Genomic DNA, 19,065 nt, shown 5'->3' with positions numbered 1-19,065 from the left:
CCCACGTCTTCCCTGCACAGGGCCATCGGATGGGTCTATTTCACGATTTCTTCCGGTCGTTCGAGAAAGCCATCGTTACGCCGTTCCATGACGGGGGATGAAGGACACGTGACGGATGGCGGGCGGCGCGAAGGGCCGAATCTCTCGACACCGGTGTTCGTCGCCGGGCTCGTCGTCATCACCACGGTGGTGGCCGCGCTCGACCTCCTCACGGGCACGGCGGTGCGGCTGTTCCCGCTGCTGATCTTCCTCCCGGCGATCGTGGCCGGGCTGGGGACCGTGCGGCAGACGATCTTCGCGTCGGTGTGGGTGGTCCTGGCGGCCGCGGGGATCACCACGTACCTGGGCGGCGAGCTGGACGACAACCTCCTGGCGGGCGGGTTCACGGCCGTGTTCGGCGCGCTGAGCGTGCTCGGCTGCGCCTACCGGGTGCGGCGCGAGGAGGAGGTGCACCGGCTGCGCTCGGCGGCGGCCGCCCTGCAGCGGCTGATCGTGCGCCCGCTGCCGCTGCGCACCACCGACGTCGTCATCGACGGCCTCTACCAGCCGGTGGAGGAGGACACGATGGTGGGCGGCGACATGTACGAGGTCGCCGTCTCCCAGTACGGCACCCGGGTGCTCATCGCCGACGTGCAGGGCAAGGGGCTGTCCGCCATCGGGACCGCGCTGGCCGTGCTGGGGTCGTTCAGGGAGGCGGCCTACCGGGAGGAGACGCTGGCCGGGGTCGTCGAGGCGATGGAGAACTCCGTGGTCAGACAGAACACCTTCGCCGCCACCACCGGGGAGCCCGAGCGCCTGGTCACCGCCCTGGTCCTGGACATCGGCCGGCGGCCGGAGGTCGAGGCGGTCGACTGCGGGCACATCGCCCCGTACCTGATCCACGACGGCGCGGCCTGGGAGGTGAACCTCGGGGAGCCGTCCGTGCCGCTCGGCGTGGCCGCGCTCGCCCCTGGGCCGCGGACGGGCGCGCGGTTCGCGTTCCCGCCCGGCGCGACGCTGGTGCTGTGCACCGACGGCGTCACCGAGGCCCGCGACCCGCACGACGGCGCCTTCTATCCGCTGGAGGAGCGCCTGCGGGCGTGGGCCCCCGTCCCCCCGGAACGGCTCGCCCAGGCGCTCGGCGAAGACCTCCGCGCGTTCACCGAGGCCGCGGCGCGCGACGACATCGCGATCCTCACGCTGCGGCGCGCGGAGTCATGACCTGCTGAGGGCCGGTTCGCACAACATCATGAACCGGTCGCCCCACCCACGCGTACCTACACACATCGGACATGTCCATGGAGGTGTCGTGGAGCTCAGCCTCTTGCGGGCACAGGCGCACAGCCCGTCGTACTTTTCTTTGATGCGCGCCTCGTCGGGAGAGCGCGCGCCGGTTGACTTCTGCATCCCGTGCAATCCGTATTTCCCGACCCCAGACATCTTCGAGCACCTGGGAAGAAACCTGGAGACGATCCTGAAGTTCTATCCGAGCGACGCGGGCACGATCACCGCGGAGCTCTGCGCCACGCTCGGACTCCACCCGAAAACGGTCGCCATGGGCAACGGATCAACCGAGTTGATCACCTGGATCGACCACCTGCTGGTGCGCGAGAGCCTGGCGGTGCCCATCCCCACCTTCGGCCGCTGGACCGACCAGCCGTTGGAGACGGGCAAGCGGGTGGACATGTTCCCGCTGATGGAGAGCCGCAACTTCACCCTGGACGTGAGCGAGTATGTCTCGTTCATCCGCATGCGCGGCTCCCGGGTCGCGGTGATCTGCAACCCGAACAACCCCGACGGCGGCTACCTGCCCAAGCACGAGGTCCTGCGCCTGCTCGACGAGCTCATCGACCTCGACCTGGTGATCGTGGACGAGTCGTTCGGCGACTTCGTGGACTGCGAGCCGGACGCGGGGCTGGCGGCGGAGGCGGCGGTCCGGCCGAACGTGATCGTGCTGCGCAGCCTGGGCAAGAACTTCGGCCTGCACGGCATCCGGTTCGGCTACATGGTCGCCAACCCGGCCCTGGCCGGGCGGGTGCGCGACGCGCTGCCCAAATGGAACCTCAACTCGTTCGCCGAGGTCATCGTGTTCATGATGCGGCAGTTCATGGGCGAGTACCAGAACAGCCTCATGCGGGTGGGCCAGGACAGGCGGGCCATGTTCCAGCAGCTCAGCACCATGCCGGGGCTGTCGGTGTTCGCGTCGCAGGGCAACTTCCTGCTGATCAAGCTGCCGCCCGGGTACGACGGGGTGGGACTGCGCGACCACCTGCTCTCGGAGCACGGCGTGTACGTGCGCGAGTGCGGCAACAAGCTGGGCACGACGAGCCAGTTCATCCGCCTGGTCGTGCGGCCGCAGGACGACGTGCGGCGGCTGCTCATCGGCATGACCCAGTTCCTGTATTCGGGCAGCCTGCACGAGATCCCCGTCATCGGGGTGCACCACCGGCACGTCAACCCGCTGTCGGCCTGAGATTCCGCCCGGACCCCCGTAAGCGCTCCACGGGGGTCCGGGCGGGCCCGTGCTACTGCCGGTGGAGCCGGTAACGCTTGGGCAGCTTGAAGCCGCGCTCGGCCATGATCTGCCGCAGCCGGTCGGGGTAGTCGGTGATGATGCCGTCGACGCCGTCGTCGATGAGCTTGTTCAGCGTCGGGGCGTCGTCGATCGTCCAGGGGATGACCTTGAGGCCGAGGGCGTGGGCCTGGTCGACCATGTCCTTGGTGACGTACGCCTGGTAGCCGGGGTCGGTGACCTTACCGTTCTGCGGGAACCCGTGCACCGGCGAGAACGCGTCCGCCCCGAACGACTTGACCGCCTTGAGCGGGTCGCCGCCGAAGTCGTCGATGTCGATGCCGCCCAGCCAGGGCGAGGCGCCCGGCCGGCCGGTCTGCAGGAAGTCGCGGTTGGTGAGCGCGACGAGCGGCAGCCGCGGCTCCAGCTCACGCATCCGCATCAGGGCGCCCCAGTCGAAGCTCTGGATGGTGACCTGACGCAGCATCCCGGCCCGCCGGATCTCCTGCAGCGTCACCTGCGCGAACTGCTCCCTGGGCGCGGTCTCGCTCGGCGCCCCGGCCTCCACCTTGGTCTCGACGTTGAGCTTGACGCCCCACGCCCGGTAGCGGCGCACCAGGTCGAACACCTCGCGCAGCGTCGCCATGCGCTCCCCGGGCACCGCCCGCTGCCCCGGGAACTCGGCCAGCGGCTGCGACCCGCAGTCCATGGTCCGGACCTGCTGGAGGGTGAGTGTGTTGATGTACTTGCCGACGTAGGGGAACTCGGGGTCGCCGGGCGTCACGGGCGCCGTGTCGCGGCACTTCCTGTCGCTGATCCGCCTGTCGTGCGTGACGACCGCCTGGCCGTCCTCGGTGATCTGCACGTCGAGCTCCAGCGTGGTGACGCCGAGCTCCAGGGCGTTCGCGAACGCGGGCAGGGTGCTCTCCACCACGAGCCCGAGCCCGCCCCGGTGTGCCTGAAGGTCGAACGCGCGCCGCCCGTCGGCGACCGCCGCCTCGGGCGCGGCCACCACTGTGACCGCCACCGCCGCCGACGCCAGGACCGCGAGCCATCTTTTCGTATTCACACGCGACAAGATCTGGCACGAGGAGGACGGCAGGGCGTACGCGAGATGAGCGCGGGAGGAAGCCTTCGCGATCAGGCGCCGCGCCCGTGGTGGGGGCCAAGCTGCCGACGCGTGGGTCCGAACAGCCTACACTGATCCGTATGCATACTCCCGATTGATCTGGCGTCGCACGCCCAATCCTCCGTTTCCTAGCTCGGGAGTGTTCCGCCAACATGATCATCGCCAGTGACATAGAGCTGCGCGCAGGCGCGCGGCTGCTGATTGAAAAAGCCTCGTTCCGGGTCAACCCGGGCGACAAGATCGGGCTCGTCGGGCGCAACGGCGCCGGCAAGACGACCCTCACGAAGGTGCTGGCGGGCGAGGGGCTGCCCGCCTCCGGCGCCGTCACCACCTCCGGCAGCGTCGGCTACCTCCCCCAGGACCCGCGTACCGGCGACCTGCAGGTGCTCGCCCGCGACCGCATCCTGTCCGCGCGGGGCCTCGACGAGGTCCTGCGCGAGCTGCGCCAGGCGGAGCTCGGCATGTCCTCCGCCGACGACCGCACCCGCGAGAAGGCCGTCAGGAAGTACGGCAGGCTCGAGGACCAGATGCACGTCCTGGGCGGATACGCGGCCGAATCGGAGGCGGCGTCCATCGCCTCCAGCCTCGGACTGCCCGATCGCGTGCTCTCACAGCCGTTGCAAACGCTTTCCGGCGGTCAGCGCCGGCGCGTGGAATTGGCGCGAATTCTTTTCAGCGGAGCGGAAACTCTCCTTCTTGACGAGCCGACAAACCACCTAGATGCCGACTCAATCGGGTGGCTTCGTGATTTTTTGCGTTCGCATCAAGGCGGCTTGGTGATCATCAGCCACGACGTGGGTCTTCTTGAAGCGACGGTCAACAAGGTCCTGCACCTGGACGCCAACCGCTCGGTGATCGATCACTACAACGTCGGCTGGAAGGCCTACCTCGCCCAGCGCGAGACCGACGAGAAGCGCAGGAAGCGCGAGCGCGCCAACGCCGAGAAACAAGCAGGTGCGCTGCTCGCGCAGGCCGACAAGATGCGCGCCAAGGCCACCAAGGCCAAGGCCGCCCAGGACATGATGCGGCGTGCGCACCGGTTGCTGTCGGGCACCGAGGAAGAGCGCAAAGGCGACAAAGTGGCGCGGCTGCGCTTCCCCGAGCCGCAGCCGTGCGGGCGCACCCCGCTCACGGCCGCGGGGCTGTCCAAGTCGTACGGCTCACTGGAGGTCTTCACCGACGTCAGCGTGGCCATCGACCGTGGTCACAGGGTCGTCATCCTCGGCCTGAACGGCGCCGGCAAGACCACGCTGCTGCGGATTCTCGGCAACATCGAGACTCCCGACACGGGCGAGATCCGGCCCGGCCACGGCCTCAAGATCGGCTACTACGCCCAGGAGCACGAGACCCTCGACCCCGGCCGCACCCTGCTGGAGAACATGCAGTCGGCAGGAGGCCAGTTCACCGACACCGAGCTGCGCAAGGTGCTCGGCTCGTTCCTGTTCACCGGCGACGACGTCGACAAGCCCGCCGGGGTGCTGTCCGGCGGCGAGAAGACCCGGCTGGCACTGGCGATCCTGGTGCTGTCGAGCGCCAATGTCCTCCTTCTCGACGAGCCCACGAACAACCTCGATCCGGTCAGCCGCGAGCAGGTTCTCAATGCGCTGAGGTCCTATTCAGGAGCAATCGTCCTAGTCACACATGACGAGGGTGCCGTTGACGCCCTGTCACCGGATAGGGTGATCTTGCTACCGGACGGAACTGAAGACGCATGGAGCGACGAATTTTCCGATCTTGTGGCACTTGCCTGATCTTAATTTGAGTGGGTACGGATCTTTTCCCGTGGAGTAGGTAGCCGATCCCGCTGAAATGACTGATCATGGCGGAGTAACGCTGCGGAAGTCCGGCACTACAGGAGGTACTCGTGGCCGAGACACTGAAGAAGGGCACCCGGGTCACCGGGGCCGACCGGGAAAAACTGGCCGGCGATCTCAAGAAGCGCTACGCCGCGGGTGAGAGCATCCGCGCCCTGGCCGCTTCGACCGGTCGGTCTTACGGGTTCATCCACCGCATCCTGAGCGAGTCCGGCGTGACTCTGCGTGGGCGCGGCGGGGCGACCCGAGGCAAGTCCAAGCGCTGAGGCCGCCTCGGAACGTGCGACCGCAGCCGCCCGTCCCTAGTCAGCCATACCGTCGCGCCCGGGCCAGAACGATGTTCTGTAGGCTCGGGCGCGACGGTCAGCACACTGGGCGCGCACTCCTCGCGCGACCAGGACTGGAGGGAGCGGGCGATGGCGGGAGCGCAGGCGCGACAGCGCGGGGGGAACGCGGACGAGGTCTCCGTGACAACGGAGCACGGAGTTCGCATCGAGGTGGACGGTGAGATAGCGACGATCACGCTGGACCGGCCGGAAAAGCGGAACGCGCAGACGTTCGCGACATGGTCGGCGCTGGCTCGGATCGGCGAGAGCCTGCCCGAGCAGGTGCGCGTAGTCGTCGTGAAAGGTGAGGGACCGTCCTTCTCAGCAGGGATCGACCTGCGAATGTTCACACCTGAGGGGGTGCCCGGACAGGGCTCGTTCAGCTCGGCGGCCAGGAGCGACGACGTAACCTTCGAGCAGCGCATGAGGCAGGCACAGGCGGGGTTCCTGTGGCTGCGCCGCCCGGAGATCGTTTCCATCGCCGCAGTGCAGGGGCACGCGATTGGTGCGGGGTTCCAACTCGCGCTCTCCTGCGATCTGCGGATCGTGGCCGATGATGTTTCCTTCTGCATGAAAGAGCCCGCACTGGGTCTGGTGCCCGACCTGACGGGGACCAAGCCCCTGGTCGAGCTGGTGGGCCTGGCCAAGGCGATCGACCTCTGCCTGACCGCCAGGACCGTGCACGCGGACGAGGCCATGCGCATCGGCCTCGCGGAGAAAGTGGTCGCCCGGGGCGACCTGGATCAAGCCGTACGAGACAAGGTCGCGCAGCTGCTGGCCGTCAACCGGGACGCGGCGATCGCGACGAAGCGACTCCTCCAGGGGGCGCAGGGCCGCTCCCTGGAGGAGCAGTGTGCGGCCGAGCGGCTCGAACAGGCGGCTCGCATCAAGACCCTCTTCACCTGAGCCCGTCGAACGGCCGCCGTCACATCCGCGCTTCGGGGGCGCGGAACCTTCGCTGGCCCGCCTCGGGCGGTGGGTCCCCCGGGTGCCCGGCCACCGATGCCACGTGGGCTTGGTCGTGCCCGTTTCCCGAGGTGGCGCGGGTGGGCAGTAGGTTGGGAAGGGCGGCGGTGCCCGTGGGGGTTTCGCGGTGAGCGGACAGGGGAATCGCCGGGCGCGGTGGCGGTGCTCTCTCCCGTGAAGGAGGAGGGATCCCCCGTATGGCGATGATGGGAGGGGGCTTCGGCCCCACTGTGATGGCGTCCCTGCGGCGCGACGGCTCGGTGACCAAGCAGCGGCTGCGGCCCGGCACCGTGCGCCGCATCGCGCACTACGCCAAGCCCCACAGGACGCACATTGCCGCGTTCCTGCTGCTCGTCGTGGCGGGCGCGGTCATCGTGATCGCCAACCCGCTGCTGATGAAGGCGATCATCGACGACGGCATCCTGGCCAAGCGGCCGGGCGTCGTGGTCGGGCTGGCCGTGACGATCGCCGCGCTGGCGCTGGTCGACGCCGGGCTGACGCTGGTGCAGCGGTGGTTCTCCGCGCGCATCGGCGAAGGGCTGATCTACGACCTGCGCACCGAGGTGTTCGACCACGTGCAGCGCATGCCGGTGGCGTTCTTCATGCGGGCCCAGACCGGCGCGCTGGTCAGCAGGCTCAACACCGACGTGATCGGCGCGCAGCGGGCGCTGACGAGCACGCTGTCGTCCGTGGTCTCCAACGTGGTCAGCCTGGTCCTGGTGCTGGGCGCGATGCTGGCGCTGTCGTGGCAGGTGACGCTGGTCGCGCTGGTGCTGCTGCCGATCTTCGTCGTGCCCGCCAAGTTCGTCGGGCGGCGCATGTCGGCGCTGACCCGCGAGCAGATGCAGCTCGACGCCGAGATGAGCTCCGTGACCACCGAGCGGTTCAACGTGGCGGGCGCCATGGTGGCCAAGCTCTACGGCCGCCCGGAGGACGACGCGGAGGTGTTCGGCCGCCGCGCCGCCCGGGTGCGCGACGTGGGCGTGACGGTCGGCATGTACGGCACCGTCTTCAGGGTCGCGCTCGGGCTGGTCGCCGCGCTGGCCACCGCCCTGGTGTACGGCATCGGCGGCGTCATGGCGGTGTCCGGCGTGTTCGAGCTGGGCACGCTGGTCGCGCTGACGGCCCTCCTCATGCGCCTGTACGGCCCCCTCACATCCCTGTCGAACGTGCACGTCGACGTGATGACCGCGCTCGTGAGCTTCGACCGCGTCTTCGAGATCCTCGACCTCAAGCCCATGGTGGCCGAGCGGCCCGGCGCCGAGCCGGTCCCCGACGGGCCGGTGACGATCGAGTTCGACGACGTGCGCTTCCGCTACCCGGCCGCCGAGGAGGTCTCGCTGGCCTCGCTGGAGTCGGTCGCCAGGCAGGACACCGGCCCCTCCTACCCCGTGCTCAAGGGCATCTCGTTCACGGCCGCGCCGGGCCGGCTGGTCGCCCTCGTCGGCCACTCGGGCGCGGGCAAGACGACCATCACGTCACTGGTGTCCCGCCTGTACGACGTCAACGAGGGCGCGGTCCGCGTCAACGGGCTCGACGTGCGCGACGCCACCCTCGGCTCCCTGCGCGACACCGTCGGAGTGGTCATGCAGGACGCTCATCTCTTCCATGACACGATCGGGGCCAACCTCCGCTATGCCAGGCCGGAGGCCAGCGACGAGGAGATCTGGGAGGCTCTCAGGGCCGCGCAGATCGGCGACCTCGTGGAGGGCCTGCCCGAGCAGCTCGACACCGTCGTGGGCGACCGCGGCTACCGGCTGTCGGGCGGCGAGAAGCAGCGTCTCGCGCTGGCCCGGCTGCTGCTCAAGGCGCCGCGCGTGGTCGTGCTCGACGAGGCCACCGCCCACCTCGACTCCGAGTCCGAGGCGGCGGTGCAGGTGGCGCTGAAGAGGGCGCTGGAGGGCCGCACCTCGCTGGTGATCGCGCACCGGCTCTCGACGATCAGGGAGGCCGACGAGATCCTGGTGATCCACGAGGGCCGCATCGCCGAGCGCGGGCGGCACGAGGAGCTGCTGGCCCGCGGCGGGCTCTACGCGGAGCTCTACCGCACCCAGTTCACTTCTTCAGGTAGCCCAGGCGATTGAGCTCCTCCCTGGCCACCTTCTCCACCAGCTCCAGGTCGGGCCCCCTGAGCTTGGCGCGCCAGACGCCGACCTTGGGGACACCGGTGTCGTACAGGACGACCTTCGACACCCGCGTCTCGAGGAACTCCGCGAGCGTGGCGACCGAGGGCGCCGGCTTGGCCAGCAGATCCTCGTAGCGCAGCGTCAAAAGCTGCTCCTCGGGGAGCGTCCTGCGCAGCTCGGCGCTCATGCGCACGGCGCTGCGCCAGCGCAGGGCGCTCTTGCCCGCCGCCGGCATGCCCTTCCACCGTTCGAGGTGCTCGTCCTTGTTGACGCCGAGGAACGCATTGGGGAACTCGGTCTGCTCCGACAGCATGGCCGGCTTGAACCAGGCCAGGCACGCGGGATCGTCGAGCATGCCGGCCACCACGTCCCTGCCGTCGCGGATGAGCTGCACGAACCGCGCGTCGGGGAACGCCTGGAGCAGCACGGAGGCGCTGTAGAGCAGATCGGGGCTGCCGTCGCCGAACCTGGTGATGTCGCCGGCCGCCACGCAGGGACCGGTCCCTGTGACTCCGCCCGCCTCGCGGCACGACTCGGCGCACTGGCCGCACGACCTCGGCAGCACCTGCCACGACTCGGCGAGCGCGTCGCGCATGACGCGTACGGCGCCGGAGGTCTGCCCGATGGACGGCTTGCGGGCGAAGGCGTACACCACGTGCGCCACGCTCGCGCGGCCCATCGTCACGTGGAAGCCGGGAGATCGTTTCAGGGCGCGGGCCAGCAGGTCCGTACCGGAATGCGGCGCTCCGATCAGGAAGACCGGCCGGCGGACCTTGATGCCGTTGACCACGAGGATGTGGGGCGGAAGTCGCATACGAGAGGTAAGTGTGACACCGTTTGCCACGTGTACGAGCCAATCGAGGAGTTGATCCATGCGACCCGGTGACACCGTCGCGGTCGTCTCGCCGTCGGGGCCCCCGAACGCGGTGCTGCTCAGAAGGGGCGTGGAACGACTGGAGGGCCTCGGGCTGAAGGTGCTGGTGGGCGCGCACGCGCTCGACCGCCAGCCGCTCGACTACCTGGCGGGCAGCGACGCCGCCCGGGCCGCCGACCTGCAGTCGGCCTGGTGCGACCCGGGCGTCTCTGGGGTGTTCTGCTGCCGGGGCGGGTACGGCGCCGGCCGGCTCCTCGACCTGCTCGACTGGAACGCCATGCGGATGGCCGGCCCCAAGGTGCTGCTGGGCTCGAGCGACATCACGGCGCTGCACAACGCGTTCGCCATCGAGCTGGGCGTGCCCACGCTGCACGGGCCGATGCCGGCCTGCGACCTGCTGGCCGACGAGAAGCGGCCCGAGCCGCGCACGTGGGAGAGCCTGCAGGCGGCGCTGTTCGGGGCGCCCCAGCCCGTCCAGGGCGACCGGGTGCTGGTGCCGGGGCGGGCCGAGGGCGTGCTCGCCGGGGGCAACCTGTCGCTGCTGGCCTCGATGTGCGGCACCCGGTGGCAGCCGTCGTTCGCGGGCAGGATCGCGTTCCTGGAGGACATCGGGGAGGAGCCGTACCGGATCGACCGCATGCTCACCCAGCTCCTGCAGGCGGGGGTGTTCGACGGGGTGCTCGGGATCGCGCTCGGCTCGTGGGTCGACTGCGGCGACCCGTACGCGGTGCTCGAGGACCGGCTCGGGAGGCTCGGGGTGCCCGTACTGGCGGGGCTTCCGGTGGGCCACGGGTCGCCCCAGATGAGCGTGTGGCTGGGGAGACTTGGGGTTATCGATACCGAATCGTGCTCGCTAGCGGGCATCGTCAGTGATGAGGGACAGGCAAGGTAGGAGGGACGAATCCGACAGAAGGGGACACGGCGCGTGAGCTTGTTCAAGCGGGACCGCCGGCCCTCGCGCCGGCCGGTTGAGGACGTCGATCTCGACTCCCTGCTCTCGCTCGTCGCGGAATCCCTCGGATACTCCTTCGAGTTCGCCCGGGACGGCGGCTCCGTGACCCTCAGGGGCGACATGGAGCTGGTCGTCAGGCTCACCGGGCTGCGCCGCGAGGCGGGCCGCCGGGCCAGGGAGGACTGGCCCATGCTGGTCTCCGAGCACCTCGCGCACGCCGTGGCCACCGCCGGCGAGCGGCTGGACGTGTGCGACCTGGAGCAGGCCCGGCCGCTGCTGCGGACCCGCGTGGACGCCGTGGACGCGGTGCCCGACCTGACCCGCGTGGTCGGCCGCCACCTCAACGCCGACCTGGTGGAGCTGCTGTTCGCCGGCTCCCGCCCCGTGCGGCCCGAGCAGGCCGGCTGCTGGCCCGTGGCCACCGCGAAGGCGCTCGACCTGGCCGTCGCCAACGTCCGCCGCGAGGCGCGGCTGGAGGTGGAGAGCATCCTGCTGTCCGGCACGCCGGTGACGCGGCTGACCGCCATGACCCCGGCGGCCGCCACGCACCTTCGGTGGCTGGGCGAGTACCTCCCCGTGCCCTCCGACGGGGTGCTCGTGGTGCTGCCCGACCCGTACACGCTGATCGTGCACCCGGTGGACGGGATCGGCGTCGTACGCGCCATCGAGCGGCTGCGCGTGCACGCCGCGCGCACGGACGGGCTCAGCTCGCAGGTGTACTGGTGGAACGAGGGGCGGCTGACGCACATCAGGGCCGACATCGTCTCCCAGCAGGGGCAGACGAGGCTCGTGGTGGCGCCGCCGCCGGAGTTCGCCCGCGTCCTGGCCCGCCTGGCCGTCTGAGGGCCGGCGGGCGCCAGGAGCGGACGCGGTCACGGCCTGGAGACGTAGTCCCGCAGGTGGATCGCGGTGAGCGAGGTGCCGTCGGCGACCAGCTCGCCGGGGGTGCCGGAGAAGACGATCTGACCGCCGTCGTGACCGGCCCCCGGGCCCAGGTCGATGATCCAGTCGGCGTGCGCCATCACGGCCTGGTGGTGCTCGATCACGATGACCGTGTTGCCGTCCTCCACCAGGCGGTCGAGCAGGCCCAGGAGCTGGTCCACGTCCGCCAGGTGCAGGCCCGTGGTGGGCTCGTCCAGCACGTACGTGGTGCCGTTCTTGGCCATGTTGATGGCCAGCTTGAGCCGCTGCCGCTCGCCGCCCGACAGCGTGGTGAGCGGCTGGCCCAGGCCCACGTAGCCGAGCCCGACGGCCACCAGCCGGTCGAGGATCGTGCGGGCCTGCCGCTCGGTCAGGAAGTCGCGGGCCTCGGCCACCGGCATGTCGAGCACCTCGCCGATGTTCCTGCCGCGCAGCGTGTACGTCAGCACCTCCTGCGTGAACCGCCGGCCCTCGCACTTCTCGCACACCGAGGCCACGCCGGCCATCATGGCCAGGTCGGTGTAGATCAGGCCGATGCCCTTGCAGGCCGGGCAGGCGCCCTCGGAGTTGGCGCTGAACAGGCCGGGCTTGACCCCGTTGGCCTTGGCGAACGCGGTGCGGATCGGGTCGAGCAGCCCGGTGTAGGTGGCCGGGTTGCTGCGGCGCGAGCCGCGGATCGGCGACTGGTCGGCCACGACCACGCCGTCGCCGCCGGCGACGTACCCGTGGATGAGGGAGCTCTTGCCCGACCCGGCCACGCCGGTGACCACGGTCAGCACGCCGAGCGGGATCTCCACGCTGACGTCCTTGAGGTTGTGCAGCGTGGCGCCCGCGACGGGCAGGAAGCCGGTCGGCTTGCGGACGTCCTCGCGCAGCCGCACCCGGTGGTCGAGGTAGCGGCCGGTCAGCGTGCCGGAGGTGCGCAGCCCGTCGAGGTCGCCGTCGTAGCACAGGCTCCCGCCCGCCGTGCCCGCGCCGGGGCCGAGGTCCACCACGTGGTCGGCGATGGCGATCGTCTCCGGCTTGTGCTCGACGACGAGCACCGTGTTGCCCTTGTCGCGGAGCTGGATCAGCAGGTTGTTCATGCGCTGGATGTCGTGCGGGTGCAGCCCGGCCGTGGGCTCGTCGAAGACGTACGTGACGTCGGTGAGGCTGGAGTTGAGGTGGCGCACCATCTTGACCCGCTGGGCCTCGCCGCCGGACAGCGTGGACGACTCGCGGTCGAGGCTCAGGTAGCCGAGGCCGATCTCGACGAGGGATTCGAGCGTCGAGCGCAGCCCGTCCAGCACGGGGCCGACGGCGGGGTTGTCGACGCCGCGGACGAAGTCGGCCAGGTCGTTGATCTGCATGGCGGCGCACTCGGCGATGTTGCGGCCGGCGATCCGGGCCGATCGGGCGGCCTCGTTCAGCCGGGAGCCGCCGCAGGACTGGCAGAGGGTGAGCTTGAGCGCCCGGTCCGCGAACGCCCGCGCCGAGGGCTGCATCGACTCGCGGTCCTTGCCCAGCAGGCTGCGCCTGACCTTGCTCGCCAGGCCCTCGTAGGTGAAGTTGCTGGAGCCGTACTTGAGCTTGGTGGCGGGCTTGTGCAGGAAGTCCTCCCACTGCTCGGGAGTGAAGTCCGCCAGCCTGACGGCCGGGTCGAACAGCCCGGACCCGGCGATGACCTGCCACTGCCAGGTGTCCACCGCGTAGCCGGGGACCTTGATCGCCCCTTCGTTGAGCGACAGCTCGCGGTCGACCAGCGCGTCGATGTCGAGGGTGGACGCCTTGCCCAGCCCCTCGCACTCGGGGCACATGCCCTCGGCCAGGTTGAAGCTGAAGGCGCCGGCCCCGCCGACATAGGGCTCGCCGACGCGGCTGAACATGATCCGCAGCATGGTGTGGGCGTCGGTGGCCGTGCCCACGGTGGAGCGGGCGTTGGCGCCCATCCGCTCCTGGTCGACGATGATGGCCGCGCTCAGGTTGCGCAGCGCGTCCACGTCGGGGCGGGACAGGCTCGGCATGAACGACTGGATGAACGTCGCGTACGTCTCGTCGATCAGCCGGCGCGACTCGGCGGCGATCGTGTCGAAGACGAGCGAGGACTTGCCGGAGCCGGACACCCCGGTGAAGACGGTCAGGCGGCGCTTGGGGATGTCGAGGGAGACGCCTTTGAGGTTGTTCTCGCGCGCGCCGCGGACCTGGATGAGGTCGTGGCTGTCGGCGGCGGTGTGATCGCGGTGCTGGTCGGCGCTGACCTGGCGGCTGGAAACCACGGAACCCTTCCAACTTCGGATTTGTTGCCAAAAAGGGAAAGCCGGGACAGCGTACAGGGCCGTCCCGACATTTCCAGGGCTCCGCACAGCGTACCGTACGCCATACGGTTCAGTTACGACTCCTTCAGGTGCTCTCCGATCAGGGCGAGGTTGTGGATGGCGGCCAGGCCGTACTGGGCGGCGCCGTTGGTGCTCACGAAGGGCGCCTCATGCACGGGGGACAGCACGTGCGGCCCGTCCACCTGGGTCAGGCGCCAGTCCTTCTCCCGCTGCATCGGGTTGCTGTTGAGCTGGTCCCCCTCGTCCAGGAAGAACTTGCGCCAGGCCCAGGCGGCCAGGCCGGCGTCGCCCGTGCGGGCGGCCGCGTACGCGGTGAGCCTGCTGTGCGCCTGGATCAGCGAGATCCCGCTCAGCCGCTCCCCCACCTCCGCCTCCTGCTGCTCGGGCGGCGCGAGGTAGAGCCGGCAGTACTGCAGCCACGCCTGCTCGAACCCGGGCACGTCCAGGTCGAGCGCGATCAGCTCCGCGCACATCTCCGGCAGCCCGAACAGCGACGACAGGTGCGAGACGGAGATCTTGTCCCGGGCGGTGTCGAACCGCCCGGTCGCCAGGTCCAGCCGGCCCTCGCCGGTCAGGAAGCCGTTCGGCAGCGCGCCGATGTCGGCCATCGTGCCCAGCAACCGGTCTCTGGCCCGCTCGTCGCCGTGCCGCTCCCACCGGGTCAGCCATGCGGCCGCGAGCGATCCCCAGTCGGTGCCGAGGCCGACCGACAGCGCCGACGGGTCCGGCGTGTAGACGTCCTCGCGCACCTTGCGCTGGGGGTCGATGACGGTGAACGTCTCCTCGGGGACGCTCAGCTCGTCCATCAGGTCGCCCGTGCGCTCGTCGGCGGTCAGGTAGTAGTAGAAGCGCCGGTAGGCGGCGTTGGAGATGCGCAGCTGCTTGCAGCTGCACCCCCAGTGCTGCACGTTGTGCCTGCTGCCCAGGCCCTTCCAGCGGCCCGCGTGGTAGACGTCGACCTCGCCGGTGTGGCGGGTCATCGACTCGGCGAAGCGGAAGACGTCCGGCCGGCCCGTGCGCAGATACTGCAGCCACAGCCACAGGTCGGGCGAGAGCTCGGAGTTGTCCCAGGCGTAGCCGCCCACGTCGTAGCGCCAGGTGTGGCGGTCCGGGTCGTAGGTGTGCATCACGTCGCCGTAGTCCCAGAACCCGTACCACCTGCGCTGCTCGCGCTCGCGCGCGTACAGGTCGAACAGGAAGTCCAGCCGGTCCTCGATCTCGGCGCGGGCGGGCGTCGAGCGGTCGGGCAGCTCCCACACGCCGAAGACGCCCGCCTCGCGCATCCGCTCGGGGGTCACCGTCAGCAGGCCCGGCTGGTTCATGGCGGTCGCGTGCCGGGACAGGTCCTGCGCGGACGGCGTGGCCTCGTAGGCGCGCAGGACCAGCTCGTGCGTGCGCGCCACGCCGTGGGCGTCGCCGAAGCCGGGCTCGTAGTCCTCGTAGGTGACCTCCAGGCCCTCCAGCTGCTCGGCGAACGTGTCCTGGCCCATGCCGTCGTGGTAGAAGCGCAGGTCCATGGCCGGGGCGGACGGCGACCACAGCCAGACGGTCACGGTGGCCAGGTCGGTGGCCGCGTTCCTGACGTCGAGGCGGGTGGGGTGCAGGCGCCAGAAGTCGCGCAGCCCGAAGCCGAGGCCGCCGCCGGTGCCGCCGACGTAGCCGTAGCCGGCCGAACGGGTGCCCGAGGGGATCGTCACCCAGGAGTGGCCCTCGGCGGTGCGCTTGCGCAGGCTGAAGCCGTCGGCGGAGCCCTGGTCGAGCGTGTAGTCGTTCCAGGTGGGGATGAGGTGCAACCGATTGGCGACCTCGGGGGCGATCTCGCCTACCGGCCGGCCCTCGACCTGCGCCCGCCGTACGGACTCGCCGGGGTCGCGGCGCAGCCCGGTCAGCCCGCGCACCGCCTCGGTGAGGAAGCCGCCGCCGCTCCCGGCCAGCCGTACGTGGCGGTCGTGCGGCTCGTCCCGCATGACCACGTCGGCGCGCAGGCCGAGCCCGGCCAGGAAGTCGCGCTCAGGGTCGCCGTCCCAGACGAACGTGTGCATGATCCGCGCCTGCTCGGCGCCCGCGTGGAAGTACAGGCGCACGGTGAACGGCAGCCAGTCGCCGTGCCTGCCCTCCAGCCGGACGACCGCGCGCACGGGCCCGTCCTGCTCGACCGTGACCTTCTCCACCTGCCCGACGGTCTCCGAACGGGCCACCGGGCCGCCCTCGTCGGGCGTGGGCTCGCTCTGGCGGAGGCTGACCAGGCGCACGTCCCTGGCGATCTCGCGGCTCCCGCGCGAGATCGAGCGGGCCAGCGTGCCGCCGGACTCCTCGATCGTCCAGGTGACCACGCCGGTGCTCACGGTCAGCACGCCGCCCTCGCGGGCGACGGTGACGGGGGCGGCCGCCGCGGCGGGCTCGCGCCCGGGCTCGATCCGGTACGACAGCTCCGCCGGCCGCGCGCCGATCGCGTGGGCCGACCACTTGACCGAGCCGTCGGGCCAGGTGGCGGTCACCCAGCTCTGCACGGGCACCTCCCGGCCCTCCGGGTCGGCCAGCGCGAACGGCGCGCCCCGCTCGACCGCGCCACGCGGCCACGGAACCCCCCAGGTCACCCCCTGCTCCCCCGGTCGATCCAGCCAGCGCAGTGCCGCACTCATCGAATCTCCTTCAGTCGTTCGGCGACGACCGCGGCCACCTCGTCGGCGCCGCGGAAGCTGAAGTGGGTGTCGTCCGCCACCCCGTCGGGGTAGAGCGGGTGCTCCCCCGGCTCGAAGTGCGTGAACAGGGCCTTGGAGCCGTCGGGGCCGAGCCGCTCGTACAGCGCGGTGGTGGCGACGGTCAGGTCGATCAGCGGCACGCCCTCGGCGGCGGCCAGCGCCCGCACCCGGTCGGGGTAGTCCCCATGCGTCGGCACCAGCCGCTCCTCCTCGAACCTGCGCCGCTGCACCGGCGTGCACAGCACCGCCGTCGCGCCCGCCCCGCGCGCCTCCTCGACGAAGGCGCGCAGGTTGTCCTGGTACGGGATCGCGGGATCCTTCTGATCGTTGTGCCCGAACTGGATCACCACCAGGTCACCGGGCACGACCTCCCGCAACAGCGCCGCCCACAGCCCCTCGGCCCGGTGACTGGCCGTGGTGGCGCCGCCCTTGGCGAGGTTGCGCACGGGCTCGCCCGCGTACGCGCCGAGCTGCGCCCCCCACCCGGACATGGGCGCCTCCCAGGCCGGGCACGAGGCGACCGTCGAGTCACCGGCCAGCAGGATGGCACGGGTCACTCCTTGACGCCCCCGATCAGGACGCCCTTGGTGAAGTGCTTCTGCAGGAACGGGTAGAAGAACAGGATCGGCAGCGTCGCGATCACCACGACCGCGAACTTCAGCCCCTGCTCCGGCGGCACCCAGGTCCGGTCCATCTGCGACAGGGCGTTGGCCGCGTCGGTGCTGACGAGCTGGCGCACCAGGATCTGCAGCGTCCACTTGCTCGGGTCGGTGATGTAGAGCAGCGGCGACATGTAGTCGTTCCAGATGCCGACCGCGTAGAAGAGCGAGAACGTCGCGATGATCGGCTTGGACAGCGGCAGGACGATCTTAAAGAAGACGCCCATCTCGTTGCAGCCGTCAATGCGCGCCGCCTCCTCCAGGGCCTGCGGCAGCTCCTGGAAGAAGCTCTTGACGATGATCAGGTAGAACGGGTTGATCGCCAACGGCAGGATCAGCGCCCAGTAGCTGTCCAGCAGCCCCAGGTCGCGCACCACCAGATAGGTGGGGATCATGCCGCCGGAGAAGACCAGCGTGAAGATGATCAGGTTCAGCACCAGCGCGCGGCCCGGCAGGTACCGCTTGGCCAGGGGGTAGGCCATGGTGAAGGTCAGCAGCACCTGCACCACCGTGCCCACCGCCGTCACGATCACGGTCGTCAGCAGGGCGCGGATGAACGCGTCGGTGGCGAAGATGTACTCGTACGACTCCGTGACGAACTTCTCCGGCCACAGGAAGAACGGGCGCGAGGAGATCTCCGCCTCGCCAGCGAACGACCCGGCCAGGACGTACAGCAGCGGCAGAACCGTGATCAGCGCCAGGCCGACGAGGATGGCGACGTTGATCGCGTCGAACACCTTGCTGCCGACAGTGCTGTATTCGGTGTTCAGCTTCTTGTGCTTCATTCCCGGCCCCCTTAGAACAATCCCCGCTGGCCGAGGCGCTTGGCCAGCCAGTTGGAGCCGAAGATCAGGATGACGCCGGCCACGCCCTTGAACAGGCCGACGGCGGTGGAGTAGCTGATCGCGCCCTGGGTGATGCCGGAGTAGTAGACGTAGGTGTCGAACACGTCGGCCACCGAGCGGTTCAGCGAGGTGGTCATCAGCCAGATCTGCTCGAAGCCCGAGTCGAGCAGGTTGCCGGAGGCCAGGATGGCCATGACGACGATCGTGGGGCGGATGGCGGGCAGCGTGACGTGCCAGAGCTGCTTGAAGCGTCCCGCGCCGTCCATGCGCGCGGCCTCGTACAGCTGCGGGTCCACGCCGGCCAGCGCGGCCAGGTAGATGATCGTGCCCCAGCCGGTCAGCTTCCACAGCTGCTGCAGGATGATCAGCGGCCGGAACCACTCCTCCTGCGCCATGTAGTCGATCTTCGCGGTGTCGCCGAGGAAGTCGCGCAGCCATCCGGACAGCACGCCGAAGTCCGCCGCGAACAGCACGTACGTCAGCGCCGCGACGATCGTCCAGGACAGGAAGTGCGGGATGTAGACCAGCGACTGGACCGAGCGCTTGAGGATGTTGATCCGCAGCTCGTTCAGCAGCAGCGCGACGACGATCGGCGCCGGGAAGACGATGAGCATGTGCAGCAGCGCCAGGAACAGCGTGTTGAACATCAGCCGGCCGAAGTCGGGGCCGGAGAACAGCTCCTCGAAGTGCTTCAACCCGACCCAGGGGCTGCCCGAATAGCCGAGGAACGGCAGGAAGTCCTGGAAGGCGATCGTGACGCCGTACATCGGCAGGTACTTGAAGAGCGCGAAGTAGATGACGCCCGGAAGGAGCATCAGGTAGAGCCAGCGGTAGCGCCCGAACACGGCGCGCAGCCCCGCCCCTTGGCGTCGGTGCCCGGATTTGCTGGCCGCCTTCGTGGGAGGCGGCGCCAGGTCGGTGGCCACAGCGGCCTCCTTTCATGTG

Annotated in this window: 15 protein-coding genes; 8 read left to right on the top strand and 7 right to left on the bottom strand. The window is 70.0% G+C overall.

What is annotated here, in order from left to right:
* Positions 1–108 precede the first annotated feature (108 nt).
* The gene (locus ABZS69_RS46040) at positions 109–1,200 is read left to right on the top strand and encodes a PP2C family protein-serine/threonine phosphatase (RefSeq protein WP_355384553.1); all 1,092 of its coding nucleotides are present in this window, start codon (positions 109–111) and stop codon (positions 1,198–1,200) included.
* 88 nt (positions 1,201–1,288) lie between these two features.
* A complete protein-coding gene (locus ABZS69_RS46035; RefSeq protein WP_355384550.1) occupies positions 1,289–2,452 on the top strand; it encodes a histidinol-phosphate transaminase in 1,164 nt (387 codons plus the stop codon).
* A gap of 52 nt (positions 2,453–2,504) precedes the next feature.
* On the opposite strand, the gene ABZS69_RS46030 is transcribed toward ABZS69_RS46035, so the two are convergent.
* Complete coding sequence (locus ABZS69_RS46030) at positions 2,505–3,560, bottom strand: glycerophosphodiester phosphodiesterase (RefSeq protein WP_355384547.1); 1,056 nt, start codon at positions 3,558–3,560, stop codon at positions 2,505–2,507.
* A 212-nt stretch (positions 3,561–3,772) separates the two neighbouring features.
* On the opposite strand from ABZS69_RS46030, the gene ABZS69_RS46025 reads away from it, so the two are divergent.
* The 4 genes from ABZS69_RS46025 to ABZS69_RS46010 all read left to right on the top strand — a co-directional run bounded on the left by ABZS69_RS46025 (position 3,773) and on the right by ABZS69_RS46010 (position 8,810).
* On the top strand, positions 3,773–5,371 hold the full coding sequence (locus ABZS69_RS46025) for an ABC-F family ATP-binding cassette domain-containing protein (protein WP_355384544.1): 1,599 nt from the start codon (positions 3,773–3,775) through the stop codon (positions 5,369–5,371).
* Between the two features lie 113 nt (positions 5,372–5,484).
* Positions 5,485–5,700, top strand: coding sequence for a helix-turn-helix domain-containing protein (locus ABZS69_RS46020; RefSeq protein WP_020547488.1), 216 nt, complete (start codon positions 5,485–5,487; stop codon positions 5,698–5,700).
* A gap of 201 nt (positions 5,701–5,901) precedes the next feature.
* Positions 5,902–6,666 carry an enoyl-CoA hydratase/isomerase family protein gene (locus ABZS69_RS46015; RefSeq protein ID WP_355384541.1) on the top strand — a complete coding sequence of 255 codons (765 nt, stop codon included), beginning with the start codon at positions 5,902–5,904 and terminating at the stop codon, positions 6,664–6,666.
* A gap of 257 nt (positions 6,667–6,923) precedes the next feature.
* Positions 6,924–8,810 carry an ABC transporter ATP-binding protein gene (locus ABZS69_RS46010; RefSeq protein ID WP_355384538.1) on the top strand — a complete coding sequence of 629 codons (1,887 nt, stop codon included), beginning with the start codon at positions 6,924–6,926 and terminating at the stop codon, positions 8,808–8,810.
* Here ABZS69_RS46010 and ABZS69_RS46005 read toward each other — a convergent pair.
* Entirely contained in the window at positions 8,782–9,666 is an 885-nt protein-coding gene (locus tag ABZS69_RS46005; RefSeq protein ID WP_355384535.1) for a sulfotransferase, read from the bottom strand. The two genes, ABZS69_RS46010 and ABZS69_RS46005, sit on opposite strands and share 29 nt — an antisense overlap.
* 58 nt (positions 9,667–9,724) lie before the next feature.
* On the opposite strand from ABZS69_RS46005, the gene ABZS69_RS46000 reads away from it, so the two are divergent.
* The gene (locus ABZS69_RS46000) at positions 9,725–10,618 is read left to right on the top strand and encodes an LD-carboxypeptidase (RefSeq protein WP_355384532.1); all 894 of its coding nucleotides are present in this window, start codon (positions 9,725–9,727) and stop codon (positions 10,616–10,618) included.
* Between the two features lie 33 nt (positions 10,619–10,651).
* Positions 10,652–11,521: a hypothetical protein gene (locus ABZS69_RS45995; RefSeq protein WP_355384529.1), complete on the top strand. Its 870-nt coding sequence runs from the start codon at positions 10,652–10,654 to the stop codon at positions 11,519–11,521.
* 29 nt (positions 11,522–11,550) lie between these two features.
* On the opposite strand, the gene ABZS69_RS45990 is transcribed toward ABZS69_RS45995, so the two are convergent.
* The 5 genes from ABZS69_RS45990 to ABZS69_RS45970 all read right to left on the bottom strand — a co-directional run bounded on the left by ABZS69_RS45990 (position 11,551) and on the right by ABZS69_RS45970 (position 19,046).
* A complete protein-coding gene (locus ABZS69_RS45990; protein WP_355384526.1) occupies positions 11,551–13,854 on the bottom strand; it encodes an excinuclease ABC subunit UvrA in 2,304 nt (767 codons plus the stop codon).
* A 113-nt stretch (positions 13,855–13,967) separates the two neighbouring features.
* Positions 13,968–16,556 (bottom strand): Tat pathway signal sequence domain protein, encoded by a 2,589-nt coding sequence (locus ABZS69_RS45985; RefSeq protein WP_355384523.1) that lies wholly within the window; start codon positions 16,554–16,556, stop codon positions 13,968–13,970.
* Entirely contained in the window at positions 16,553–17,173 is a 621-nt protein-coding gene (locus ABZS69_RS45980) for a rhamnogalacturonan acetylesterase (RefSeq protein WP_355384520.1), read from the bottom strand. The genes ABZS69_RS45985 and ABZS69_RS45980 overlap by 4 nt, the downstream gene beginning before the upstream one ends.
* Positions 17,170–18,060, bottom strand: coding sequence for a carbohydrate ABC transporter permease (locus tag ABZS69_RS45975; RefSeq protein ID WP_355384517.1), 891 nt, complete (start codon positions 18,058–18,060; stop codon positions 17,170–17,172). The genes ABZS69_RS45980 and ABZS69_RS45975 overlap by 4 nt, the downstream gene beginning before the upstream one ends.
* An 11-nt stretch (positions 18,061–18,071) precedes the next feature.
* Complete coding sequence (locus ABZS69_RS45970; RefSeq protein WP_355384514.1) at positions 18,072–19,046, bottom strand: ABC transporter permease subunit; 975 nt, start codon at positions 19,044–19,046, stop codon at positions 18,072–18,074.
* Between the last annotated feature and the right edge of the window lie 19 nt (positions 19,047–19,065).

This window comes from Nonomuraea sp. NPDC005650, from assembly GCF_040605375.1.
Lineage (GTDB): Bacteria > Actinomycetota > Actinomycetes > Streptosporangiales > Streptosporangiaceae > Nonomuraea.
Note: the sequence above shows the minus strand (reverse complement) of the source record. Positions and strands in the feature narration are given on the sequence as shown.